This is a genomic window from Streptomyces sp. NPDC033174 (genome assembly GCF_055577795.1).
Genome location: NZ_JBVIPQ010000005.1, coordinates 35,904 through 58,888, shown reverse-complemented (window position 1 = coordinate 58,888; position 22,985 = coordinate 35,904). Strand labels below are relative to the sequence as shown.

Sequence of the window (22,985 nt, the reverse complement as noted above, 5' to 3'; positions counted from 1 at the left end):
GGGTCAGTGGGACGGTCCGGTGGGGTGTCGGTGGGGGTGAGGGGTGCGCTCGGCGGCGGCCAGGGCGTCGGCGAAGCGGTCGAGGACGGCCGCGACCTGTTCGTCGGTGATGGTGAGGGGAGGAAGGAGACGTACGACTCCGGAGTGACGGCCGCCGAGTTCGACGATCAGGCCGCGGTCGAGGCACTCGCGCTGCACCGCCGCCGCGAGCGCCGGGGCGGCCGGCGGGGTGAGGGAGTCGGGGGCGGCGGCGTCCGGATCGACGATTTCCACGCCGATCATGAGCCCCCGCCCCCGTACGTCGCCGATGCTGGGGTGGGCGGCGGCGAGGCCCTGGAGCTGGCCCAGCATCCGTGCGCCGAGGGTGGCCGCGCGGTCGGCGAGCCGGTTCTCGCGGACGAAGGCGAGCGTGGCCGCCCCCGCCGCCATGGCGAGCTGGTTGCCGCGGAAGGTGCCCGCGTGGGCGCCGGGCCGCCAGACGTCCAGTTCGGAGCGGTAGACGATGACGGCCAGGGGAAGGGAGCCGCCGATGGCCTTGGAGAGGACCATGACGTCGGGGACGACACCGCTGTGTTCGACGGCCCAGAAGGTTCCGGTGCGGCCGACGCCGGTCTGTACCTCGTCGGCGATCAGCGGAATGGAGCGGGCGGCCGTGAGTTCCCGCATCCTGCGCATCCAGGCGTCGGGCGCGGGGATCACACCGCCCTCGCCCTGGACGGGCTCGACGATCATGCCGGCGGGGGTGGTCACTCCGCCCTTGGGGTCGTCGAGGAGGCTCTCGGTCCAGCGGGCGGCGAGTTCGGCGCCGCGCTGGCCTCCGATACCGAACGGGCAGCGGTAGTTCTGCGGGTAGGGCAGCCGGGTGACCCGTACGTCCGTGGCGCCGCCCGAGGCGTCGAGCGCCCCGGCCGTCATCCCGTGGTAGGCGCCGGTGAAGGCGAGCATTCCGCTGCGGCCGGTGGCCGTGCGGACCAGTTTGAGGGCGGCCTCCACCGCGTCGGTACCTGCCGGGCCGCAGAACTGGATACGGGCGTCTTCCGCCAGTTGCCGGGGAAGGGTGCGGAACAGCTCTGTGGTGAAGGCGTCCTTGACCGGGGTGGCGAGATCGAGGACGTGCAGGGGGGCGCCCGAGTCGAGGACTTTCCTGATGGCTTCGAGGACCACGGGGTGGTTGTGTCCGAGGGCGAGGGTGCCCGCTCCGGAGAGGCAGTCCAGGTAGCGTCGGCCGTCAGCCCCTTCGATGGTCAGCCCCCGCGCCCGTACCGGCACGATCGGGAGCGAGCGCGCGTAGGTGCGGGCCGCTGATTCCCGGAGCGACTGACGGCGCAGGATGCCCTCGTGCGCTGATGTCGTCGCGGCGGGCGGTGCCACCGGAGCTGGTTCGGTCACGGCCACGGCTTGGTGTCCTCCCGCTGTAGACCCGTTGTCGACAGGTGCGTTCGCCCCGCTGTGACGGGAGCGCCGTCGGTGACGGCTGCTCCGCACATCGGTGTGCCACCCCGGCCGCGGGTGCGGCGGGGCATGACGGTGCCCTTGCTGTCCCCCGTACGTACCAACGACGGCACCGGCCCCGGATCACGGGCCGATCGAAGATCGTTGAGTGGCCCGGATCACGGCTCGGCCTCGCCCGGAACCGCGGCCCTGCCGCACGCCGTCCCCTTCCTCACCGGCATAGTGGGGGCCGCACTCCGGTGCCGAAGATCAGAAGTTCCACGTTCACAAGTGCATTTGAAGACGTAGTCCCAGGGGGATCACCACATGCGACCCATCCGCCCGCTGCTCGCCGCAGCCTCCGTCGCCGCGGCGCTGGCACTGACGGCCACTGCCTGCGGCCCGAGTGAGGACACGGCGACGGACAAGCCCAGCGCGCCCGCGAGCCGGCCCTCCGACGGCACGGTCAAGATTCCGGACGATCTGAAGGACCGTCTGAAGAAGCACGGGATCGACCTGGACAAGTGGAGGAACGGCGAGTGGAAGAACTGGGACAAGGACAAGTGGCTCCGTGAGGCCACGGACTATGTGAACCCGATCATCGAGGACCTCTGGGACCCGGACCGGATGCGGGATGCCGAGCAGCCCGACAAGCCGGTCGAGGAGGAGGACATCTCCGGCGACGAGAACATCACCGACCCCACACCGAGGCCGGTGGCCGCGAAGAGCGTGAAGACGCCGTACCACGCCAACGCGGCCGCGGCCGGGAAGGTGTTCTTCGATGGCCCCGAGGGCTCGATGGTGTGCTCGGCGACCGTGGTGAAGGACCCGGCGCATCCCGGCAAGTCCAACATGGTCTGGACCGCCGGTCACTGTGTGCACGCCGGTAAGAACGGTGGCTGGTATCGGAACATCGCCTTCGTGCCGTCGTACAACAACGGCGGGAAGCCGACCTCGGAGCTGGAGAAGGCCACGCGCGAGCAGATCGCTCCGTACGGCGCGTGGTGGGGCGACTGGGCGCAGACGTCGGAGCAGTGGATCTCCCAGGGCGCCTCTACCGGCGGCCAGGGCGCGCCCTACGACTTCGCGGTCATCCATGTGACCCCGGAGAAGGGCGGCAACGGCAAGTCGCTGGAGGAGACGGTGGGTTCGGCTCTTCCGGTGGAGTTCAACGCCCCGGCGGTGCCGAAGATCACGAACATCAGGGCGACGGGCTACCCGGCGGCGCCGCCGTACGACGGCCAGAAGCTGTTCGAGTGCCAGGACAAGCCGGGCCGGCTGTCGCTCAAGGCGAAGCAGCCGACGATGTACCGCATCGGCTGCTCCATGACCGGTGGTGCGTCCGGAGGCGGCTGGATCGCCAAGGGCCGGGACGGCAAGCCGGCGCTGGTCTCGAACACTTCGATCGGTCCGGTGACGGCCGGCTGGCTGGCCGGTCCGCGACTGGGCGCGGAGGCCAAGGGCATCTACGAGGAGGTCAGCAAGAAGTACGCGGGCCGCTAGGCGCGTTGGGGCGCGGGCTTTCCGCGCCGGTCGTCCGGCGGGTCCTCGGCGAGTGCGCCCTGGACCCGCCGGGCCGCGGTCCGTCCCCGCGTACGGCATCCGCACGCACGGCATAAAGTGTCACCGCACCTGCGGGGCGGTCGTTCGAAGACCGCCCCGTTGCGTGACACGTTCATGGCAAGTTTTTGCAGCAGGGCGGAGGTGCGCGCGGCGTGATGCCGTACGACTCCGCCGGACATCCGAGCACTTCAGGGGGAATCGTTCTCATGCGATCCATACGTCCCATGCCGGCCCTCGTCGGCCTGGCCGCGGCCCTCGCGCTGTCGGCCACGGCCTGCGGCCCGACCGAGGACGCCGCCGCCGACAAGCCGGCCGCCTCCAGCCCCGCCGCCGGGCAGAGCGGCGCGCAGGACGGCGGCGCGCTTCCCACGGACCTGGCCGACAAGCTCAAGAAGCACGGCGTCGACCCGGACAAGTGGAAGAACGGCGAGTGGAAGAACTGGGACAAGGACAAGTGGCTCCGTGAGGCCTCGGACTTCGTCAACCCGGTGATCGAGGGACTCTGGGACCCCGAGCGCATGAAGACCGCGCAGAGCCCGGACCAGACGATCGCGGCCACCTCCGGCACCACCGGCACCACCGATCCCACGCCGCGGCCGGTCCGGGCCCAGCGGGAGAAGACGCCCTACACCCGCAACGCGGCCCCGGTCGGCAAGGTCTTCTTCGACTCCCCCAAGGGCTCGATGGTCTGCTCGGCCACCGTGGTGAAGGACCCCCGCAGGCCCGGCAAGTCCAACATGGTGTGGACGGCCGGTCACTGCGTGCACGCCGGTCAGCGGGGCGGCTGGTACCGCAACATCGCCTTCGTCCCGGCCTACAACAACCTCGGCAAGTCGCCGGCCGCGCTGCAGAACGCCAAGCAGCACGAGATCGCGCCGTACGGCACGTACTGGGCCGACTGGGCCGTGACATCCGGTGACTGGATCAACAAGGGCGGCACGAACAGCGCCTGGGCGTACGACTACGCCGTCCTGCACGTGAAGCCCGAGCGGGGCAGCAAGTCGCTGGAGGAGACCGTCGGCGTCGCCCTGCCGGTCGACTTCTCCGCCCCCGCGGCCCGTCAGGTGAACGCGATGGGCGCCTGGGGCTACCCGGCCGCGCCGCCGTACAACGGCCTGATCATGCACAAGTGCGTGGACCGGCCCGGTCGTCTGTCGGTGGCGCCGAACATGCCGACGCTGTACCGCATCGGCTGCACCATGACCGGTGGCTCGTCCGGCGGCGGCTGGTTCCACACGATGCCGAACGGCAAGCTGGCGCTGGTGTCGAACACCTCGATCGGCCCGGCGGGCGGCAACGGCTGGCTCGCCGGACCGCAGTTGGGGCAGAGCGCCAAGCAGGCCCACGAGATGGTGAGCAAGAAGTTCGCCAAGTAGGCACGCGCCGCCGCACGCACGGATGAACAAAAGGCCCGCCCCCTCTCGACGAGGGGGCGGGCCTTCGGCCGTGACGGGTGCGGAGAACGTCAGTGCGCGGCGGGGACGTACGGTGCGAGGAAGGCGGCGAGCTCCTCGTGCACCCGTGCCTTGATCAGCGTGCCCTCCGCCGTGTGCTCCTCGGAGAGCACCTCGCCCTCGGCGTGCACCCGGGAGACGAGCCCGCCCTGCGTGTACGGCACGAGCGCCTCGATCTCCACCTTCGGCCGCGGCAGTTCGTCGTCGATCAGCGCGAGCAGCTCCCGCATGCCCTCACCGGTCCGCGCCGACACCGCGATGGAGTGCCGCTCGGCCCGCAGCAGCCGCTGCAGGACGAGGGGGTCCGCCGCGTCCGCCTTGTTGATCACCACGACCTCCGGCACGTTCACCGCGCCGACGTCACGGAACACCTCGCGCACGGCGGCCAGCTGCTCCTCCGGTGCCGGGTGCGACCCGTCCACGACGTGCAGGATCAGGTCGGAGTCACCGACCTCCTCCATGGTGGAGCGGAACGCCTCGACGAGGTGGTGCGGCAGGTGCCGGACGAATCCGACGGTGTCGGCCAGCGTGTAGAGCCGGCCGCTGGGCGTCTCGGCCCGGCGCACGGTCGGGTCGAGGGTGGCGAACAGCGCGTTCTCCACGAGCACGCCCGCGCCCGTCAACCGGTTCAGCAGGGACGACTTTCCGGCGTTGGTGTAACCGGCGATCGCGACCGACGGCACCTTGTTGCGCCGGCGCTCCTGCCGCTTGATGTCACGGCCGGTCTTCATCTCCGCGATTTCCCGGCGCATCTTCGCCATCTTCTCGCGGATCCGTCGCCGGTCCGTCTCGATCTTGGTCTCACCGGGACCACGGGTGGCCATGCCACCACCGCCGCCGCCACCCATCTGACGGGAGAGCGACTGACCCCAGCCTCGCAGTCGCGGCAGCATGTACTGCATCTGCGCGAGCGCGACCTGCGCCTTGCCCTCCCGGGACTTGGCGTGCTGGGCGAAGATGTCGAGGATCAGGGCGGTCCTGTCGACCACCTTGACCTTGACGACATCCTCGAGATGGATGAGCTGGCCAGGGCTGAGTTCACCGTCGCACACGACGGTGTCGGCCCCGGTCTCGAGCACGATGTCGCGCAGTTCGTTGGCCTTGCCCGAACCGATGTACGTCGCCGGGTCGGGCTTGTCACGGCGCTGGATCACGCCGTCGAGCACCAGCGCGCCCGCCGTCTCGGCGAGTGCCGCCAGCTCCGCGAGGGAGTTCTCCGCGTCCTGCACCGTCCCCGTGGTCCAGACACCGACCAGCACGACGCGCTCCAGGCGCAGCTGTCGGTACTCGACCTCGGTGACGTCCTCGAGCTCGGTGGAGAGGCCCGCCACACGCCGAAGCGCCGCGCGCTCGGAGCGGTCGAACTGATCGCCGTCCCGTTCTCCGTCGATCTCGTGGCTCCAGGCGACGTCCTCTTCCATCAGGGCATCGGCCCGAAGGCTCTCGGTGCGGTTGGTGTCCGCGAAGCTCTGCTCGTCCTGGGAAGGGGAAGAAGAGGAGGTCATTGGATCCTTACGTCGATAGAGAGGTTCGTTGTGTCAGTCACAACGCGTTACCACCGGGGATGATTCCCGCTGGGGCCGTCCAACATTCCGTGCCTTCGGTGAGGCCCGGCCGCGCCGCCGACCTGTTGATGGTGACACGGTACGCCCGGGCCCGTCACCCAGGTTTTCGGGGCGCCCGTCGCCCGGGTTTTCAGGGCTTCGAGCGCTTCGCCGCCCGGTCCCTGCTCCAGTCGGCGTGGCCCGGCATCGGCGGCGTCTTCTTCGCGTACAGCCAGCGCGCGAAGAACGCCGTCAGATCACGGCCCGCGATGCGTGCGGCGAGAGCCGTGAAGTCCGCCGTGGTCGCCGTCCCGTCGCGGTGCTCGGTCACCCAGCGTCGCTCCAGGGTTTCGAAGGCTTCCTTTCCGATCTCCTGGCGCAGCGCGTAGAGGACCAGGGCGCTGCCGTCGTAGACCACCGGCCGGAAGAGGCTGATCTTCTGGCCCGGCGCGGGCGGCTCGGGGGCCGCCGGGGGGCCGCCCGCAGCGCGCCAGCCGTCCGACGCCGCGTACGCCTCTCGCATCCGGCGCTCCAAGGGCTGCTTGGCCCTCTCCTGCGCGTACAGCGCCTCGTACCAGGTGGCGTGCCCCTCGTTCAGCCAGAGATCGGACCAGGTGCGCGGGGAGACGCTGTTGCCGAACCACTGGTGGGCGAGTTCATGGACCATGACCGCTTCGACGTACCACTGCGGGAACGCCGTCCGCGTGAACAGGGAACGTTCGAAGAGCGAGAGGGTCTGCGTCTCCAGCTCGAAGCCGGTCGACGCGTCGGCGACGAGCACTCCGTACGTCTCGAAGGGATAGGGCCCGATCTTGCCCTCCATCCACTTCAGGTGGTCCGGGGTCCGCTTGAGCCACGGCTCCATGACGGCCCGGTCGGCGGTCCGCACCACGTCCCGCACGGGCAGCCCGTGCGGGCCCTCGCGGTGGACCACCGTGGAGCGGCCGATGGAGACCTGGGCGAGCTCGGTGGCCATGGGGTGGACCGTGCGGTACTCCCAGGTGGTGGCGGCTCCGGCGGCCCGGGTCCGCGCGACGGGGAGCCCGTTGGCGACGACCGTCAGATCCTTCGGAGCGGTCACCCGGAAGATGAAGAAGGCCTTGTCCGCGGGGTGGTCGTTGCCCGGGAAGACCCGGTGCGCGGCGTCGGCCTGATTGGCCATGGCGAGCCCGTCGGTGGTCCGTACCCAGCCGCCGCTGTCCTGGGGTCCGGAGGGGTCGCTGGTGTGCTCCACGGTGATGTGCAGGGAGTCACCGGTCTCGGCCGCGTCGGCGGGGGTGACGATCAGGTCCTCGCCGCTGGTCACGAAGGCGGCCTTGTGTCCATTGACCTCGACGGAGCGGACCTTGCCATGGGTGAAGTCGAGGTTGACGCGCTCCAGCCGCTCGGTCGCCACCGCCTCGATCCTGGTCACGGCGTTGAGCGGGGTGCTGTTGTCGCCCTGGTACGTGAAGGCGATGTCGTACGTCTGGACGTCGTAGCCGGGGTTGCCCAGATGCGGGAAGAGCGGGTCGCCGATGCCCAGAGGCGCGGGGGCCGGCAGGGCGGCGGCGACGAGCCCGGCCGAGGCGGCGACCAGTACGGCGGCACGCAGGCGCCGTGACGTACGGCGGGCGGTGGGGCGGGAGGGGTGGCGACGGGAGAGCAGCATGGTGCAACGGCTATCAGTGCCCCGCCCTCCATCTGTGCCGACGCGCTCCGTTCCCACCCGAAGGGGTCACGAAGGGGTCATGCCGGGGCCGCCGCGGGCTCAGCCGTTCGCCGCCGGGTGCTGGGCGCGGCTCACGTCGTAGACCCCGGGCACATCGCGCATCGCCCGGATCAGGGCGGGCAGTTCGGCGGCGTCGGCGAGTTGCAGTGTGTACGTGTGGCGTACTCGCTGCTCCAGGGGCGGCTCGACGGTGGCCGAGACGACCGCCGCGCCCGCGGTGGCGATGGCCTCCGTGAGATCGGCGAGGAGCCGGGGCCGTCCGAAGGACTCGGCGACGAGGGTGACCCGGCACTCCGCGGCGGCGCCCCAGCGGACACCGACCGGTTCACGGCCGAGAGACTTCATCCGAGCGACGCCCGGACAGCCTTCCCTGTGCACGGTGACCGTGCGGCCGCGTACGGCGAATCCGGTGATCGCGTCAGGCGGTACGGGGGTGCAGCAGCCCGCGAGCCGCACGGCGGCGTCCGGGAGGTCCGCGACGGCGCCCGCGGCGGCCCGGCGGCCGGCTGTGACGGTGGCGGGCGGCCGGGGGGCGGCCGCCGGTGTCTTGGCGCCCTCGGGATGGATGGCGAGCCAGCGCGTGATGGCGATGCGGGCCGTGGGCGTACGGGCATGGTCCAGCCAGTCGGGCGAGGGCCCGGAGGTGGCGTCCTGGGCGAGCAGCAGCTGCACGGTGTCCCCGTCGCTGAGCACCGTACTGAGCGTCACCAGGCGGCCGTTGACCCTCGCCCCGACACAGGTGTGGGCGGCCTCGCCGTGCTGTTCGTACGCGGCGTCGACGCAGGTCGCCCCGGCGGGAAGGCCCAGGGTGCCGCCGTCGGAACGGAAGACCGTGATCTCCCGGTCCTGGGCGAGGTCGTCCCGCAGGGAGGTCCAGAAGGTGTCGGGGTCCGGGGTGGACTGCTGCCAGTCGAGGAGACGGGAGAGCCAGCCGGGACGGGTGGGGTCGACGCGTTCGCCGTCCTCGGTGGGTTCGGCGCCGTCGGCCGGCGAGGCGTAGGGGTTGCCGAGGGCGATGACGCCGGCCTCGGCGACCTTGTGCATCTGGTGCGTACGGATGAGGACTTCGGCGACCGCGCCGTCGGGTGCGGCGACCGCCGTGTGCAGCGACTGGTACAGGTTGAACTTGGGCGCGGCGATGAAGTCCTTGAACTCCGAGATCAGCGGGGTGAAACAGGTGTGCAGCTCGCCTAGGGCCGCGTAGCAGTCGGCGTCGTCGGCGACCAGCACGAGGAGCCGGCCGAAGTCGGTGCCTCGAAGGTCGCCGCGCTTGAGCCTGACGCGGTGGACGGACACGAAGTGCCGGGGTCTGACCAGGACTTCGGCGCCGATACCGGCTTCGCGCAGCACGGTGGTGACGTTCTCCGCGAGGGCCGAGAGGGCCTCCCCGGACGCCGAGTTCTCTGCGATCAGGGCGCGGGTGTTCTCGTACTCCTCGGGGTGCAGGATCGCGAAGACGAGGTCCTCCAGCTCGGTCTTGAGCGCCTGGACGCCGAGCCGTTCGGCGAGCGGGATGAGGACGTCGCGGGTGACCTTGGCGATCCGCGCCTGTTTCTCGGGGCGCATCACCCCGAGGGTGCGCATGTTGTGCAGCCGGTCGGCCAGCTTGATCGACATGACGCGGACGTCGTTCCCGGTGGCGACGAGCATCTTCCGGAAGGTCTCGGGCTCGGCGGCGGCGCCGTAGTCGACCTTCTCCAGCTTCGTCACGCCGTCGACGAGATAGCAGACCTCGTCGCCGAACTCCGCCCGCACCTGATCCAGGGTCACTTCCGTGTCTTCGACGGTGTCGTGGAGCAGGGAGGCGGTCAGGGTCGTGGTCTCGGCGCCCAGCTCGGCGAGGATCAGGGTGACGGCCAGGGGGTGGGTGATGTACGGCTCGCCGCTCTTGCGGAACTGGCCGCGGTGCGAGGACTCCGCGAGGACGTACGCCCGGTGCAGCACGGCGAGATCCGCGTCGGGGTGGTGGGCGCGGTGGGCTTCGGCGACATGGCCGATGGCGTCCGGCAGCCGGTCGCGCGCGGTGGGGCCGAGCAGTGCGGCACGGCCCAGCCTGCGAAGGTCGATCCTCGGGCGGCCGCGCCTGCGGCTCGGCGCGTCGGGGTTGGTGGCCTCTGCGCTCATGGGGCACCTCCGGCGGGGTCGACCGGCGGTGGGCGGGCAAGGCGTGCCCGCCGGGCCGGTGCTTGATGCTACCGACCCCACCACGTGGCGCAGTCACGCTCTCGCTCAGCGTGAAACGGATCACCCATTCGAGCGAAGGTTCAGGCCGCGGCCGTTTCCTTCGCGTTGAGCCAGTCGGCGTCGACGGTCCCCTCGGCGACGATGACCGCGGGGCCCGTCATCTCGATGTCGCCGTCCGGGTGCTCGGTGATCACCAGGGTCCCGCCGAGCACGTCGACGGTGTACGTGACGGGGGCGCCGGTCGTCGCCGGGTCGGCGCCGTCCCTGCGGGCCGTCGCGACGGCCACGGCGCACGCGCCCGTGCCGCAGGAGCGGGTCTCGGCGGCGCCGCGCTCGTGGACGCGCATGGCCACGTGGCGGGGGCCCCGGTCCACGACGAACTCGATGTTCACACCCTCGGGGTAGACCTCCGCCGGGGCGAACGGCGGAACCGACAGCAGGTCGCCCGCGTGGCGCAGGTCCTCGACGAAGGCGACGGCGTGCGGATTGCCCATGTTCACATTGCGGGCGGGCCAGCTGCGGCCGTCGACGGTGACCGTGACGCCGTCCTCGGGGAGCAGAGCGCGGCCCATGGAGACCGTGACGTCGCCGTTCTTGGCGAGATGGGCCCGCTTGACACCGGCGCGGGTGGCGATGGCGACATCGCCGGCGGTGACGAGGCCGGCGTGCTGCAGATAGCGGGCGAAGACACGCACGCCGTTGCCGCACATCTCGGCGATCGAGCCGTCGGCGTTGCGGTAGTCCATGAACCACTCGGCCTCGTCGGCCATCGCCCGGGCCTCGGGGTGGGCGGCGCTGCGCACGACGCGCAGGAGCCCGTCCCCGCCGATACCGGCGCGACGGTCGCAGAGCCGGGCGACGACGGCCGCGGGCAGCTCGATGCCGTTGTCCGGGTCGGGGACGATCACGAAGTCGTTCTCCGTGCCGTGGCCCTTGAGGAAAGCGATCGGCGAGGTCTGCTTGGTGGTCACGGGATCAATCGTAAGGGGAGGGTCCGACAGGACGATCGCGGGCGGGGCGCGGGACGAGCGCGGGGATCCTGCCGGACGGGCGCGCGGGCCGGGCGACGGGGATCCCGCCGGACGGGCGCGCGGGCCGGGCGACGGCGGGCGTCAGCGGAGACGGGCCACGCGCAGGACGGCGAGCGCGACGAGCACTCCGCTCGCGGCCAGGTACAGCGCGAGGACGCGCCAGTTCGGGCGCTCCCCGGAGGCGCGGGCCGGGAGTCCGGGCCAGGTGTGGCCGACGCGGCGGGCGGCCATCATGCCCCAGCCCGCGGCACAGCAACTGATCAGCAGACCCAGCATGGCGACGACGGCGCCGCCGTCCCCCGAGCCGAAGGCCAGGGGGAAGGCGAACATCAGGGATCCGACAGCGGCGAGTCCCACGATCGGGGCGAGCTGCCAGATCCGCAGTCGGCGCTGCGGCCGGAGCTCGACCTCGACCTCGTCCGGAGTCATCTCCGGGGGTCCGTTCTGGTCGTCGTCGGGACCGTCGGGGCTCAGGCGGGGAACGTCGTTCCGTGCCTGCTGCCGCTGTTCTCTGTCGCGAGGGCCGGCCTCCATCGCCACGCGCCCTCCCCACTCGGATTCCACTGGTCGATCGATGCTCGATGATGGCACGCCGCCGGGCACCGAATTGAACGCCGGAGCGTCCCGATGCCATCACGTGATCAGGCTGTAACCGCTCGTTCGACCAACGTCAGCGCCCGCTCGGGGAGTTCCGCCCGGTGTTCCGCGGCGCCGCTGAGCCAGTTGACGCGCGGGTCGCGGCGGAACCACGAATCCTGGCGGCGGGCGAAACGCTTGGTGGCGCGCACGGTCTCGGCGCGCGCCTCGTCCTCGGTGCACTCCCCCGCGAGCGCGGTGAGCACCTGCTGGTAGCCGAGGGCGCGGGCGGCGGTACGTCCCTCGCGCAGGCCCCGGGCCTCCAGGGCCCGCACTTCGTCGACCAGCCCGGCCTCCCACATCCGGTCCACACGCGTGGTGATCCGTTCGTCGAGTTCGGGGCGCTCGACGTCGACGCCGATCTGCACGGTGTCGTAGACCGGGTCGGGGCCCGGGAGGTTGGCGGTGAAGGGCTTGCCGGTGAGCTCGATGACCTCCAGCGCGCGGACGATACGGCGGCCGTTGCTGGGCAGGATGGCCTGCGCGGCCCCGGGGTCGGCGGCGGCCAGCCGGGCGTGGAGCACGCCGGAACCGCGCTCCTCCAGCTCGGCCTCCAGCCGGGCCCTGACGACGGGGTCGGTGCCGGGGAACTCGAGGGAGTCGATGGCGCCGCGCACATAGAGGCCGGAGCCGCCGACCAGGACGGGCGTACGGCCCGCCGCGAGCAGCCGGTCGATCTCGGCCCGGGCCAGGCGCTGGTACTCGGCGACGCTGGCGGCTTCGGTGACGTCCCAGATGTCGAGGAGGTGGTGCGTGACGCCGCCACGCTCCTCGGGCGTCAGCTTGGCGGTGCCGATGTCCATCCCCCGGTAGAGCTGCATGGAGTCGGCGTTGACGACCTCGCCGCCGAGTCGCTGGGCGAGGAAGACGCCCAGATCGGACTTTCCGGCCGCTGTGGGACCGACGACGGCGATGACCCGCGGAGCGGGAGCTGCACTTCTCACTGCCCCAGTCTCGCAAACCTCCGGACGCGTCCCCGAACGAGCTACGTGACGGTCCGCAGCCGGGTTCGTTGCCTGTTGCGAGGTTCCGACCGCCGGTTTCTGGACCGGCTCCACCGGGCGGCGCAACAGGGCGCTCCGGGCGACGCGGAATTTCGCCCACACGAGTACGCTATGGAGTAGATATGGGCGTTTTTGCAAGGTTTCTCCGGAAGGGGAAGGAAACTTCCGCGGCGTCAACGGAGGAGGCGCAGGCCTCCACCCCGACGGCCGAACCGGAGACGGCCGAAGACGCGTCGGAGGCGGAGCAGGTCGAGGAAGCCGCGGACGCGCCGGAGGCCGAGGCCACCGAGGGTGCGACCGGCGAGGCTGTGGAGATCCCCAAGCAGCAGTCGGCCGACGAGGCGGCGGACAACGAAGCCGGCGAGGGCGCCCGCACGTAGCGTCGGCACGCCATACGAACCCATTTCGAGGGAAGGTGACCCATGGGCCTCATGGATTCGCTGAAGGCCAAGCTCTCCCCGGCCAAGGACAAGGTCTCCGACCTCGCGCAGCAGCACGCGCCCAAGATCGACCATGGGCTGGAGAAAGCCGCGCGAATGGTCGACGAGAAGACCAAGGGCAAGTACCACGGGAAGATCGAATCGGGCACGGGCAAGGCCAAGGGTGCCCTGGACCGGATCGCACACAAGGACGACGGCAGCACGCCGCCGCCCCAGCCGCCGGCCCCCTGACGTCCGGGCGTCACCTGCCTCACCCTCATCACGGCGGACGGCCGCGGAGCATCACCCTCCGCGGCCGTCCGCCGTTCGCCGTCCCCTCGAGAGGGCCGGCCTCAGAGGTGTGCCTCCAGGGTGCTTCGAGGGGGGGTTCCGCTAGGACCAGGTGGCGACGACGTAGCCGACGCCGTACGGCGCGTCCTCGTACAACAGCCGGCCCTCCAGGTTCGCGCCCTCCGCAGCGCCCGCGAGGACCTGCCAGGGGGCGCGGCCGGCCACCTTCAGTTCATGCGCGAGGTGCTCGTCCAGTGTCATGAGGGCGCCGGTGTCCGCCGAGCCGAGCGCACGGGCCGCCGCGGCGTCGAAATCGGCGGCCCGCTCGTCCAGATAGCCGGGCGCCTTCAGGCTGCGGCAGGCACTGCCGTCGCCCATCACGAGGAGGGCGACGCGGCCGGCCCGTGCCGCCAGTTCCCGGCCGGTGGCGGCGCAGCGGTCGGGAGCGAGCCGCTCGTCGACGCCGAGGCCTTCGATCGGTGCGTCGGCCCAGTCCGCGCGCGCCAGCAGCCAGGAGGCGACGGAGAGAGCGGCGGGCAGTGGACGGGCCTCGGCGGACGCGTCCCTGCCCGCGTCCGCGTCGGTTTCCCCGTCCCGGTTCGCGGCGCGGTTCGCGTTCGCGCCGCCGAGTCGTACCGCGAGCTCCACTCCGAAGCCGCGGAAGGAACCCGTGGAGCCCTCGGGGTACGGGCCCTGTGCGTCCTCCCCGGTCGGCGCGATAACGACGAGCCGGTCGGGCCGGGAGGCGGCGAGCACGCCGAGCGTGTCCAGACAGGCCCTGCGGGCCGGGTCCAGCTCGGGCGCGGCTCCGGCGGCGATGTCGGGGACCAGCAGGGGCGGACAGGGGCAGACGGCGGCGGCGACAAGCATGATCCGCAGCCTAGCCGGGGTGCGGCGCCGGACGCGGCGTGGCCGGGCGACGCCCCGTGCCCAGGGTCCCGGTCCCGGGTGACCGGGTCTCCGGGGCGGCGGCCCGCGGTGGAGTCACAGCGCCGAGCAGCCGCCCGTCATCGCGGGGAGGGGAGCCGGTGCGCCCACGGCCGGCAGGCCCAGCATCACGCCGGACTGCTGCTGCGGGGCCGCGTTGCGCCTCTCCCAGGCGTCACCCGCGCGCGTGCGGCGGACCCCGGTCGTCGGGCCCTCCGCCAGAAGGTGGTGCGGGGCCGCGTACGTCACCTCGACGGTCACGACGTCGCCCGGCCGCACCTCCTGGTCCGGCTTGGTGAAGTGGACCAGGCGGTTGTCGGGGGCACGGCCGGAGAGGCGGTGCGTCGCGCCGTCCTTGCGGCCCTCGCCCTCGGCGACCATGACCTCCAGGGTCCGGCCGACCTGCTTCTTGTTCTCCTCCCACGAGATCTCCTCCTGGAGGGCGACGAGGCGCATGTAGCGCTCCTGGACGACCTCCTTGGGGATCTGGCCGTCCATGTCGGCCGCCGGGGTCCCGGGCCGCTTGGAGTACTGGAAGGTGAAGGCGTTCGCGAAGCGGGCCTCACGGACCGTGTGCATGGTCTGCTCGAAGTCCTCCTCGGTCTCGCCGGGGAAGCCCACGATGATGTCGGTGGAGATGGCGGCGTGCGGGATCGCGGCACGCACCTTCTCGATGATGCCGAGGAAGCGCTCCTGACGGTACGAGCGGCGCATCGCCTTGAGCACGGTGTCCGAGCCGGACTGCAGTGGCATGTGCAGTTGCGGCATCACATTCGGCGTCTCGGCCATCGCCGCGATCACGTCATCGGTGAAATCGCGCGGATGCGGCGAGGTGAAACGGACCCGCTCCAGGCCCTCGATCTTCCCGCAGGCGCGCAGCAGTTTGGAGAAGGCCTCGCGGTCGCCGATGTCGGAGCCGTACGCGTTGACGTTCTGGCCGAGCAGGGTGATCTCGGAGACGCCCTCGCCGACCAGTGCCTCGATCTCGGCGAGGATGTCACCGGGCCGGCGGTCCTTCTCCTTGCCCCGCAGCGCGGGGACGATACAGAAGGTGCACGTGTTGTTGCAGCCGACGGAGATCGAGACCCAGGCGGCGTAGGCGGACTCGCGCCGGGTCGGCAGCGTGGAGGGGAACGCCTCCAACGACTCGGCGATCTCGATCTGCGCCTCCTCCTGGATCCGGGCGCGCTCCAGGAGGACCGGCAGTTTGCCGATGTTGTGCGTGCCGAAGACCACGTCGACCCAGGGGGCCTTCTTCACGATGGTGTCGCGGTCCTTCTGGGCCAGGCAGCCACCGACGGCGATCTGCATGCCCGGGCGCGAGGTCTTCATCGGGGCGAGCCTGCCGAGGTTTCCGTACAGCTTGTTGTCGGCGTTCTCACGGACGGCGCAGGTGTTGAAGACGACGACGTCGGCGTCACCGTCGGAACCCTCGGGCGCGCGGACGTAGCCGGCGTCCTCCAGCAGGCCGGAGAGCCGCTCGGAATCGTGGACGTTCATCTGGCACCCGTAGGTGCGCACTTCGTACGTTCGCTGGGTGTCCACTGCCGGGCTCCGGTCGCTGCTGGTCATGTGACAAGGGTAGGCGGTGCCCGGAGTACCTCGTCCTCGGACCGTGAGAGTCCCGGCCGTGAGACTCGTCCCTCGGGAACTCATCCCCTGGCCATTACGGCGAGTGAGCTGGCAGGATCGCGCCATGCTTCCCGCACTGTCCCGCATCGGCCGTCGCCGCGCCCTCATGGGCTCGGCCGCCGTCCTGGTGGCGCTCGGACTGCTCGCGTGGTGGCTGATGCCGCTCGGGCGGTCGGCTCCGAGTGGGCGGGTCACGTTCAGTACGGGCGTACCGACGGGGGTGTACCAGCGCTACGGGGAGCTGTTGCAGCACGCCCTGGCCCGTGACCTGCCGGAGGTCGCCGTGGAGCTGCGCAACAGCGAGGGGTCCCAGCAGAACCTGGCGCGGCTGGCGTCCGGCGAGGCCGACTTCACCGTCGCGACGGCGGACGCCGTGGCGACCTACCAGCGCAACCGGAAGCCCGGCTCCGACCGGCTGCGCGGCTGCGCGCGCCTCTACGACGACTATGTGCAGCTGATCGTGCGCAAGTCCTCCAAGGTCGAGAAGGCGAGCGACCTGCGCTCACTGCGCGTGGGTGTCGGCCAGGAGGGCTCGGGCGTGCGACTGATCGCCGACCGTCTCCTGACGGCCGCGGGGCTCGACCCGGCGAAAGACATCATCCCGGTCTCGGCGGGCATCGACACCATGCCGGGGAAGCTGGAGCGCAAGGAGCTGGACGCCTTCTTCTGGTCGGGCGGTCTGCCCACCAGCGGGGTGCAGGCGCTTTCGGAGCGGCTTCCGATCCGGCTGGTCCCGCTCGACGGGGCGCTGGTCGACCGGCTCCACTCGGCGGGCGAGAGCACGCGCTACTACCGCTCGGCGGTCGTGCCCGCCGACGCCTACGCGCTGGCGCAGGACGGCAAGTCGGTGGAGACGGTGGCGGTGGCGAACCTGCTCGTCACCACGGACCGTACGGATCCGGACCTTGCGGAGGGCTTCACCGGCACGGTGATCCGCAGCCGCGACCGCATCGGCAGCAAGGTCCACCCGGCGCAGCTGGTGGATCTGCGGACGGCGATCTACACGGACCCGATACCGCTGCACGAAGGGGCCAGGCGCTACTACCGCTCGGTCAAGCCGTAGGCCGCCGGAGGCGGCAGCAGGCCGGAACGCCGCGCCGGCGGCGAGCGGCATCGCCGCGGCGCCGGAGGCGGCGGCAGGCCGGGACGGCGCGGCGGCTAGCGGGAGTGCGGCGCCGTCCGGGGCAGGGTCACCGTCACCCGAAGGCCGTGCGGCTCGTGCGGGGCGTAGGTGATCGAGCCGCCGCCGGCCGAGAGCAGGGCCCGTGAGATCGACAGGCCGAGCCCGGACCCCTTGACGTTCTGGTGGCGGTTGCTGCGCCAGAAGCGGTCGCCCACGCGGGTCAGCTCCTCCTCGGTCAGGCCGGGCCCCCGGTCGGCGACCACGATCGTGGAGGTCTCTCCGTTGGAGGCGACGGAGACGGTGACCTCCTCTCCCGCCGGGGTGAACTTGAGGGCGTTGTCGATCACCGCGTCGAGTGCGCTGGAGAGTGCCACGGGGTCGGCCCAGGCGGTGACGGCGACGCCGTCGCCGGTGAGTGCGACACCCTTCTCCTCGGCGAGGGGGCGCCAGGCCGCGACGCGTTCGGCGGCGAGTTCGCCGATGTCCGTGAGCTGGAGGTCGGCCGCGGCGTGCTCGGCGAGGGCGAGGTCGAGGAGGTCGTCCAGTACCTGGGCCAGCCGCTTGCCCTCGGTGCGGACGGAGGCGATCTCCGGGTTGCCCTCGGGGAGTTCGAGCGCGAGGAGCTCGATCCGCAGCAGCAGCGCGGCCAGGGGGTTGCGCAGCTGGTGGGAGGCGTCGGCGACGAACGCGCGCTGTTGCTCCAGTACGTCTTCGACGTTGTCGGCCATCTCGTTGAACGAGCGGGCCAGGCGCCTCAGTTCGGGTGGGCCGCCGGCCGCCGCGACGCGGGAGTTCATCCGTCCGGTCGCGATGTCGTGGGTGACCGCGTCGAGTACACGCACGGGTCGCAGTACCCAGCCGGTGAGCCGGAACGCCGCGCCGACGGCGAGCAGCATCGCCGCGGACTCGCCCGCCACGATGAGCAGCCAGCCGTGCAGGATCCGCGAACGCAGCTGCCCGGTGGGCGAGTCGGTGACCACGACGGCCACGACGTCCCCGTCGCGTACGACCGGTGAGGCGACGGCGAGACGGCCGTTGTTCTGCCACGGCCAGACCTGGGGCGGGTCATGGCTGCGGCGGCCGGCCAGCGCCTCTTTGAAGGCCCGGCGCTCCTCCCCGGAGGAGGGCAGGGTGAAGTCGTGCGGGGCGACCCCCATGGCGCGGTTGTCGCGGTAGAAGACGCCCGCCCGGATCCCGTACACCTCGTGGTAGCTGGTGAGTTCGCCGGCCAGGGTGCTGCGCCGCTCGTCGATGCCGGTGTCGTTCTCGGTGACGAACTGCGCCAGCGCGGCGAACCGCGCCGCGTCGTCGATCCGGTCGACGACGACCCGCTGCTGTTCGGCGGCGGCGAGGCTGACGGCGAGCGGGAAGCCGAGGGCCAGCAGTACACCGGCCATCAGGACGATGAGGAGCGGAAGGAGGCGAGTACGCACAGGGAATTACGCGGCCGGTGCGACCAGGCGGTAGCCGACGCCGCGCACGGTCTCGATCAGGCTGGGCATACGCAGCTTGGAGCGCAGCGACGCCACATGCACCTCGAGCGTGCGACCGGTGCCCTCCCAGCTGGTGCGCCACACCTCGCTGATGATCTGCTCCCGCCGGAAGACCACTCCGGGCCGCTGGGCGAGCAGCGCGAGGAGGTCGAACTCCTTGCGCGTGAGCTGCACGGTCGTCCCGTCGACACTGACCCTGCGGGTCGGCAGTTCGATGGTGACGGAACCGAGGCTCAGCGCGTCCGCGGCGCCGGCGCCGGACTCATCGCCGCCGGTGGTGCGCCGGCTCACGGCGTGGATACGGGCGAGCAGTTCGCCGGTGTCGTACGGCTTGACGACATAGTCGTCGGCGCCGAGGTTGAGGCCGTGTATGCGGGAGCGCACGTCGGCGCGCGCGGTGACCATGATCACCGGCGTCGTGGTGAGCTTCCTGATCTTCCCGCAGACCTGGTAGCCGTCCTGGTCGGGCAGCCCGAGGTCCAGCAGGACCACGCCGAACGGCGGCTTGTCGCCCTGCACGGAGGGCAGCAGTGCCTGGAGCGCCTCCTCGCCGCTGCGCGCGTGCGTGACGGCGAAGCCGTGCTTGGCGAGCACGGCGGACAGGGCGGCGGCGACATGGTCGTCGTCCTCGACGAGCAGCAGTCTCATGGCCCCCCTCCGATCGTGCGGTCGCGTGTGTGATCGTCCCGCTCGGTCTGCCCGCGGGGGCGTCGGTCCAGCCGTCTGATCATCCCGTGTCTTCGTGTCTATCAGGGCATGAACGCCGATGGTCGGCGTGGCAGTCAAGGGCCTACCCGTCGCAGCGGGGTTTCCGTTATCCACCCGGTACTCCGCCCACCGCCCTGTTCACGCGGAGTGTCCGGTCGAAGCCGGATCGTTATGCTCAATTTCCGCTCAGATGTAATGACGCTGTTCGCAAGGCGTGATTAGTGTCCTCCCAACCGAGGAGGACGGAGCAAGAAGCCGATGAGCGGAGTTTCAGTGACCAAGGGCGACAAGGACGCCGTGGCGGCGTCGGGCGACCTGGTCGTGCTGAGCAACGTCAACAAGCACTTCGGCGCGCTGCATGTGCTCCAGGACATCGACCTGACCATCGCCCGTGGCGAGGTCGTGGTCGTCATCGGGCCCTCCGGGTCCGGCAAGTCCACGTTGTGCCGCACCATCAACCGCCTGGAGACGGTCGACTCGGGCTCCATCACGATCGACGGCAAGCCGCTGCCCCAGGAGGGCAAGGAGCTCGCCCGGCTGCGTGCCGATGTGGGCATGGTCTTCCAGTCGTTCAACCTCTTCGCGCACAAGACTGTGCTGGAGAACGTGATGCTGGGCCAGGTCAAGGTCCGCAAGGCGGAGAAGAAGGCCGCGGAGGAGAAGGCCCGAACCCTGCTGGACCGGGTGGGTGTCGGCTCGCAGGCCGACAAGTACCCGGCGCAGCTCTCGGGCGGGCAGCAGCAGCGCGTCGCCATCGCCCGTGCCCTGGCGATGGATCCGAAGGTGATGCTCTTCGACGAGCCCACGTCGGCGCTCGACCCGGAGATGATCAACGAGGTCCTGGAGGTCATGCAGCAGCTGGCCCGCGACGGCATGACGATGGTCGTCGTCACGCACGAGATGGGCTTCGCCCGCTCCGCCGCGAACCGGGTCGTCTTCATGGCCGACGGAAAGATCGTCGAAGAGGCGACTCCGGACCAGTTCTTCAGCAGTCCGCGCAGCGACCGGGCCAAGGACTTCCTGTCGAAGATCCTTCACCACTGACGTGTACTGCCGAAGTGCACCCGCAGGGGTGCGCTGACGCGGTGTACTGCTGGCGTGCACTTTCGACGTGTACTGACGCGGTGTGCCGACGAGGTACACCGCCGACGTCCTCGTGGACGTCCACCACTGACGACCAACGCGACCAACGACCCACGACTTAAGGGATGTTCACCATGAAGCTCCGCAAGACGGCCGCCGTGGCCGTTGCTGTGCTCGCGCTGACCGCGACCGCCTGTGGTGGCAAGGAAGGCTCCGCCGGCGACAAGCCGACCGGGATCAAGCCGGGTGCGACGAACGCGCCGCAGCTGCCCAAGTACGTCGTCGCCTCCGACGTGAAGCTGGAGTCGCCCACCTTCAAGAAGGCCAAGGAGCGCGGCAAGCTGATCATCGGCTCCAAGGCCGACCAGCCCTACCTCGGTTTCGAGGACCAGGCCACGAAGAAGCGCTCCGGCTTCGACGTCGAGATCGCCAAGATGATCGCCGCCGACCTGGGCTTCACCGAGGACCGGATCGAGTGGAAGACCGTCGACTCCAAGTCCCGTGAGACCGCGATCGCCACGGGCCAGGTCGACTACTACGTCGGCACCTACACGATCAACGACAAGCGCAAGGCGCAGGTCGGTTTCGCGGGCCCGTACTACAAGGCCGGCGCCGACCTCCTGGTCCGCAAGGACGAGACCTCGATCACCGGCCCGCAGAGCCTCAAGGGCAAGAAGGTCTGCTCGATCACGGGCTCCACCCCGCTCCAGGAGATCAAGAAGCCGGAGTACGGCGCGAAGACCACCGAGCTCGCCAAGTACTCCGACTGCGTCCAGCAGCTCCTGACCAAGCAGGTCGACGCCGTCACCACGGACGACTCCATCCTCAAGGGCTACGCCGCCGCCAACTCCGGCAAGCTCAAGGTCGTCGGCAAGCCGTTCACCGAGGAGCCCTACGGCGTCGGCGTGAACAAGGACGACAAGGAGCTGCGCGAGGCGATCAACAAGTCGCTGGAGACGCACATCAAGGACGGCACGTACAAGAAGATCTACGAGGCGACCCTGGGGCTCTCCGGCTCCGCCTTCGTCGCGCCGCCGGCGATCGTCCGCTACTGATCACCGCCTGATCACCGCCTGACGTGGAGCGCCCCGTACGACGTGCGTATGGGGCGCCCCTCCCCTGCCCTGCTTTCTTGCCCCCCCAAGCCGCTGACCGCCGACGCGGAGACCTCATGAACGTACTGCTCGATTATTTCCCGGAGTTCCGCGACGGCTTCATAGGCACCGTGTCGATCACCGCCGTCAGCTCGGTCATCGCACTGGTCCTCGGCGTCGTCATCGCCGGTTTCCGGGTCTCCCCCATTCCACCGCTGCGCTTCTTCGGAACGCTCTGGGTCAACCTGCTGCGCAACACCCCGCTGACCCTGCTCTTCCTCGTCGCGACCTTCGTGATCCCGGAGATCCTCTTCCCGGGCATGAGCCCCTTCGTTCTCGGCTCGCTCGCCCTCGGCTTCTACACCTCCGCGTTCATCTGCGAAGCCGTCCGCTCCGGCATCAGCACCGTGCCGCTCGGACAGGCCGAGGCCGCCCGCTCGCTCGGTATGACCTTCTCGCAGACGCTGCGCATGATCGTGCTGCCGCAGGCCACCCGGACGGTGCTGCCGCCGCTGAGCTCGATCTTCATCGCACTGACCAAGAACTCGGCCATCGCCGGCGCCTTCAGCAACACCGAGCTCTTCGGCTGGCAGACGCTGATGAGCGAGCAGGGCTACGCCATCCTTCCCATCTTCGTCTGGGTGGCGGCCGCCTATCTGGTCGTCACCTTCACCATCAGCGGGATCTTCCGCGTCCTCGAGCGCCGCATGGAGGTCGCCCGATGAGTGCCAGCGTTCTCTACGACGCTCCCGGCCCCAAGGCCGTCGTACGCAACCGGATCTACTCCGTCGTCGGGTCCCTCGCCATCCTGGCGCTCATCGTCGTCAGCATCATGCGGCTGAGCGAGAAGGGGCACCTCGCCCCCGAGATGTGGGACATCTTCAACTACGCGGGCATCCGGCAGAACATCGCCGACGCGGTGCTCGCCACGCTGAAGGCGTTCGGTCTCGCGGCGGTCGGTTCCCTGGTGCTCGGCGTGGCCCTGGCCGTCGCCCGGCTCTCCGACCACAAGCCGGTCCGCTGGGTGTCCACCGGCTTCATCGAGATGTTCCGCTCCATCCCACTGCTGATCACGATCTACGCCGTGTGGATCGGCTTCCTCCCCGACTACTCGATGTGGGCGCTGGCGCTGGGCCTGTCGATCTACAACGGCTGTGTCCAGGCCGAGGTGCTGCGCGCCGGCGTCAACTCCGTGCCCAAGGGCCAGCGGGAGGCGGCGTACGCGCTCGGCATGAGCAAGTCCCAGGTGATGGCCAATGTGCTGATGCCGCAGGCGATCCGGGCGATGCTCCCGACGATCATCAGCCAGCTGGTGGTGACCCTCAAGGACACCTCGCTCGGCTTCATCATCCTGTACCCGGAGCTGCTCGCGACGGCTCGGCTCATCGCCTCGAACACCCAGGTGAACGGCCAGTACCCGTACGTCTCGACGATCGTGGTCATCGGCACGATCTACATCGCGATGTGTCTGCTGCTCGCCGCGCTCGCCACCTGGATCGAGAAGCGCGGCCGTCGCGCCAAGACCGGGATCGGCGGTTCGTCCGCTGCCGGCCAGGCCGTGGTGGCCGGCGCGAGCTTCGAGCAGGGGGCGGTCGTCGCGGATGCCGGCGTCGCGGGCATCGCGGGTGACGGGGCCGCGGGGCAGTAACACGAACAC

Annotated in this window: 20 protein-coding genes; 9 read left to right on the top strand and 11 right to left on the bottom strand. The window is 70.6% G+C overall.

The genetic code is table 11. The annotated features are described in order from the left end of the window. Positions 1-3 precede the first annotated feature (3 nt). Positions 4-1,395 (bottom strand): diaminobutyrate--2-oxoglutarate transaminase family protein, encoded by a 1,392-nt coding sequence (locus ACZ5VC_RS17200; RefSeq protein WP_469120868.1) that lies wholly within the window; start codon positions 1,393-1,395, stop codon positions 4-6. A gap of 363 nt (positions 1,396-1,758) precedes the next feature. Here ACZ5VC_RS17200 and ACZ5VC_RS17195 point away from each other — a divergent pair, with 363 nt between their 5' ends. Continuing rightward, entirely contained in the window at positions 1,759-2,934 is a 1,176-nt protein-coding gene (locus tag ACZ5VC_RS17195; RefSeq protein ID WP_469120867.1) for a trypsin-like serine peptidase, read from the top strand. A 266-nt stretch (positions 2,935-3,200) separates the two neighbouring features. Next, positions 3,201-4,370, top strand: a complete 1,170-nt coding sequence (locus ACZ5VC_RS17190) for a trypsin-like serine peptidase (RefSeq protein ID WP_469120866.1) — start codon at positions 3,201-3,203, stop codon at positions 4,368-4,370. An 89-nt stretch (positions 4,371-4,459) separates the two neighbouring features. Here ACZ5VC_RS17190 and hflX read toward each other — a convergent pair whose 3' ends face one another. The 6 genes from hflX to miaA form a co-directional block, all read right to left on the bottom strand. Further along, a complete protein-coding gene (gene hflX / locus ACZ5VC_RS17185) occupies positions 4,460-5,953 on the bottom strand; it encodes a GTPase HflX (protein ID WP_469120865.1) in 1,494 nt (497 codons plus the stop codon). Positions 5,954-6,143: 190 nt separating this feature from the next. Next, entirely contained in the window at positions 6,144-7,643 is a 1,500-nt protein-coding gene (locus ACZ5VC_RS17180) for a M1 family metallopeptidase (RefSeq protein ID WP_469120864.1), read from the bottom strand. Between the two features lie 99 nt (positions 7,644-7,742). Then, positions 7,743-9,827, bottom strand: coding sequence for a RelA/SpoT family protein (locus ACZ5VC_RS17175; RefSeq protein ID WP_469120863.1), 2,085 nt, complete (start codon positions 9,825-9,827; stop codon positions 7,743-7,745). A 140-nt stretch (positions 9,828-9,967) separates the two neighbouring features. Then, positions 9,968-10,858 carry a diaminopimelate epimerase gene (dapF, locus tag ACZ5VC_RS17170; RefSeq protein WP_469120862.1) on the bottom strand — a complete coding sequence of 297 codons (891 nt, stop codon included), beginning with the start codon at positions 10,856-10,858 and terminating at the stop codon, positions 9,968-9,970. A gap of 141 nt (positions 10,859-10,999) precedes the next feature. Continuing rightward, a complete protein-coding gene (locus ACZ5VC_RS17165) occupies positions 11,000-11,452 on the bottom strand; it encodes a hypothetical protein (RefSeq protein WP_469121312.1) in 453 nt (150 codons plus the stop codon). A 107-nt stretch (positions 11,453-11,559) separates the two neighbouring features. Further along, positions 11,560-12,498 (bottom strand): tRNA (adenosine(37)-N6)-dimethylallyltransferase MiaA, encoded by a 939-nt coding sequence (miaA, locus tag ACZ5VC_RS17160; RefSeq protein WP_469120861.1) that lies wholly within the window; start codon positions 12,496-12,498, stop codon positions 11,560-11,562. A gap of 182 nt (positions 12,499-12,680) precedes the next feature. Here miaA and ACZ5VC_RS17155 point away from each other — a divergent pair, with 182 nt between their 5' ends. Continuing rightward, positions 12,681-12,938 carry a hypothetical protein gene (locus ACZ5VC_RS17155; protein WP_469120860.1) on the top strand — a complete coding sequence of 86 codons (258 nt, stop codon included), beginning with the start codon at positions 12,681-12,683 and terminating at the stop codon, positions 12,936-12,938. Between the two features lie 42 nt (positions 12,939-12,980). Next, the gene (locus ACZ5VC_RS17150; protein ID WP_469120859.1) at positions 12,981-13,229 is read left to right on the top strand and encodes an antitoxin; all 249 of its coding nucleotides are present in this window, start codon (positions 12,981-12,983) and stop codon (positions 13,227-13,229) included. A 141-nt stretch (positions 13,230-13,370) separates the two neighbouring features. Here ACZ5VC_RS17150 and ACZ5VC_RS17145 read toward each other — a convergent pair whose 3' ends face one another. After that, positions 13,371-14,138, bottom strand: coding sequence for a class III extradiol dioxygenase subunit B-like domain-containing protein (locus ACZ5VC_RS17145; RefSeq protein ID WP_469120858.1), 768 nt, complete (start codon positions 14,136-14,138; stop codon positions 13,371-13,373). Positions 14,139-14,252: 114 nt separating this feature from the next. Beyond that, complete coding sequence (gene miaB / locus ACZ5VC_RS17140) at positions 14,253-15,767, bottom strand: tRNA (N6-isopentenyl adenosine(37)-C2)-methylthiotransferase MiaB (protein WP_469120857.1); 1,515 nt, start codon at positions 15,765-15,767, stop codon at positions 14,253-14,255. A gap of 124 nt (positions 15,768-15,891) precedes the next feature. On the opposite strand from miaB, the gene ACZ5VC_RS17135 reads away from it, so the two are divergent. Beyond that, on the top strand, positions 15,892-16,890 hold the full coding sequence (locus ACZ5VC_RS17135) for a TAXI family TRAP transporter solute-binding subunit (RefSeq protein WP_469120856.1): 999 nt from the start codon (positions 15,892-15,894) through the stop codon (positions 16,888-16,890). 95 nt (positions 16,891-16,985) lie between these two features. Here ACZ5VC_RS17135 and ACZ5VC_RS17130 read toward each other — a convergent pair whose 3' ends face one another. Next, positions 16,986-18,383: a sensor histidine kinase gene (locus ACZ5VC_RS17130; protein ID WP_469120855.1), complete on the bottom strand. Its 1,398-nt coding sequence runs from the start codon at positions 18,381-18,383 to the stop codon at positions 16,986-16,988. Positions 18,384-18,389: 6 nt separating this feature from the next. Then, positions 18,390-19,091 carry a response regulator transcription factor gene (locus ACZ5VC_RS17125; RefSeq protein WP_469120854.1) on the bottom strand — a complete coding sequence of 234 codons (702 nt, stop codon included), beginning with the start codon at positions 19,089-19,091 and terminating at the stop codon, positions 18,390-18,392. A gap of 318 nt (positions 19,092-19,409) precedes the next feature. On the opposite strand from ACZ5VC_RS17125, the gene ACZ5VC_RS17120 reads away from it, so the two are divergent. From ACZ5VC_RS17120 to ACZ5VC_RS17105, 4 genes are all read left to right on the top strand, one after another. Next, the gene (locus ACZ5VC_RS17120) at positions 19,410-20,195 is read left to right on the top strand and encodes an amino acid ABC transporter ATP-binding protein (RefSeq protein ID WP_469120853.1); all 786 of its coding nucleotides are present in this window, start codon (positions 19,410-19,412) and stop codon (positions 20,193-20,195) included. Positions 20,196-20,368: 173 nt separating this feature from the next. Continuing rightward, positions 20,369-21,289, top strand: a complete 921-nt coding sequence (locus tag ACZ5VC_RS17115; protein ID WP_469120852.1) for a glutamate ABC transporter substrate-binding protein — start codon at positions 20,369-20,371, stop codon at positions 21,287-21,289. Positions 21,290-21,405: 116 nt separating this feature from the next. After that, positions 21,406-22,053 (top strand): amino acid ABC transporter permease, encoded by a 648-nt coding sequence (locus ACZ5VC_RS17110; protein WP_469120851.1) that lies wholly within the window; start codon positions 21,406-21,408, stop codon positions 22,051-22,053. After that, complete coding sequence (locus ACZ5VC_RS17105; protein ID WP_469120850.1) at positions 22,050-22,976, top strand: amino acid ABC transporter permease; 927 nt, start codon at positions 22,050-22,052, stop codon at positions 22,974-22,976. Before ACZ5VC_RS17110 ends, ACZ5VC_RS17105 begins: the two co-directional genes overlap by 4 nt. Positions 22,977-22,985 lie beyond the last annotated feature (9 nt).

Excerpts from the sequence above, each read along its gene's own strand:
- ACZ5VC_RS17195 (WP_469120867.1), top strand. The coding sequence starts at position 1,759 with ATGCGACCCATCCGCCCGCTGCTCGCCGCAGCCTCCGTCGCCGCGGCG.
- ACZ5VC_RS17175 (WP_469120863.1), bottom strand. The coding sequence starts at position 9,827 with ATGAGCGCAGAGGCCACCAACCCCGACGCGCCGAGCCGCAGGCGCGGC.
- ACZ5VC_RS17105 (WP_469120850.1), top strand. The coding sequence starts at position 22,050 with ATGAGTGCCAGCGTTCTCTACGACGCTCCCGGCCCCAAGGCCGTCGTA.
- ACZ5VC_RS17135 (WP_469120856.1), top strand. The coding sequence starts at position 15,892 with ATGCTTCCCGCACTGTCCCGCATCGGCCGTCGCCGCGCCCTCATGGGC.
- ACZ5VC_RS17110 (WP_469120851.1), top strand. The coding sequence starts at position 21,406 with ATGAACGTACTGCTCGATTATTTCCCGGAGTTCCGCGACGGCTTCATA.
- miaB (WP_469120857.1), bottom strand. The coding sequence starts at position 15,767 with ATGACCAGCAGCGACCGGAGCCCGGCAGTGGACACCCAGCGAACGTAC.
- ACZ5VC_RS17190 (WP_469120866.1), top strand. The coding sequence starts at position 3,201 with ATGCGATCCATACGTCCCATGCCGGCCCTCGTCGGCCTGGCCGCGGCC.
- ACZ5VC_RS17145 (WP_469120858.1), bottom strand. The coding sequence starts at position 14,138 with ATGCTTGTCGCCGCCGCCGTCTGCCCCTGTCCGCCCCTGCTGGTCCCC.
- ACZ5VC_RS17120 (WP_469120853.1), top strand. The coding sequence starts at position 19,410 with ATGAGCGGAGTTTCAGTGACCAAGGGCGACAAGGACGCCGTGGCGGCG.
- ACZ5VC_RS17115 (WP_469120852.1), top strand. The coding sequence starts at position 20,369 with ATGAAGCTCCGCAAGACGGCCGCCGTGGCCGTTGCTGTGCTCGCGCTG.
- ACZ5VC_RS17165 (WP_469121312.1), bottom strand. The coding sequence starts at position 11,452 with ATGGAGGCCGGCCCTCGCGACAGAGAACAGCGGCAGCAGGCACGGAAC.
- ACZ5VC_RS17180 (WP_469120864.1), bottom strand. The coding sequence starts at position 7,643 with ATGCTGCTCTCCCGTCGCCACCCCTCCCGCCCCACCGCCCGCCGTACG.
- ACZ5VC_RS17150 (WP_469120859.1), top strand. The coding sequence starts at position 12,981 with ATGGGCCTCATGGATTCGCTGAAGGCCAAGCTCTCCCCGGCCAAGGAC.
- ACZ5VC_RS17155 (WP_469120860.1), top strand. The coding sequence starts at position 12,681 with ATGGGCGTTTTTGCAAGGTTTCTCCGGAAGGGGAAGGAAACTTCCGCG.
- hflX (WP_469120865.1), bottom strand. The coding sequence starts at position 5,953 with ATGACCTCCTCTTCTTCCCCTTCCCAGGACGAGCAGAGCTTCGCGGAC.
- ACZ5VC_RS17125 (WP_469120854.1), bottom strand. The coding sequence starts at position 19,091 with ATGAGACTGCTGCTCGTCGAGGACGACGACCATGTCGCCGCCGCCCTG.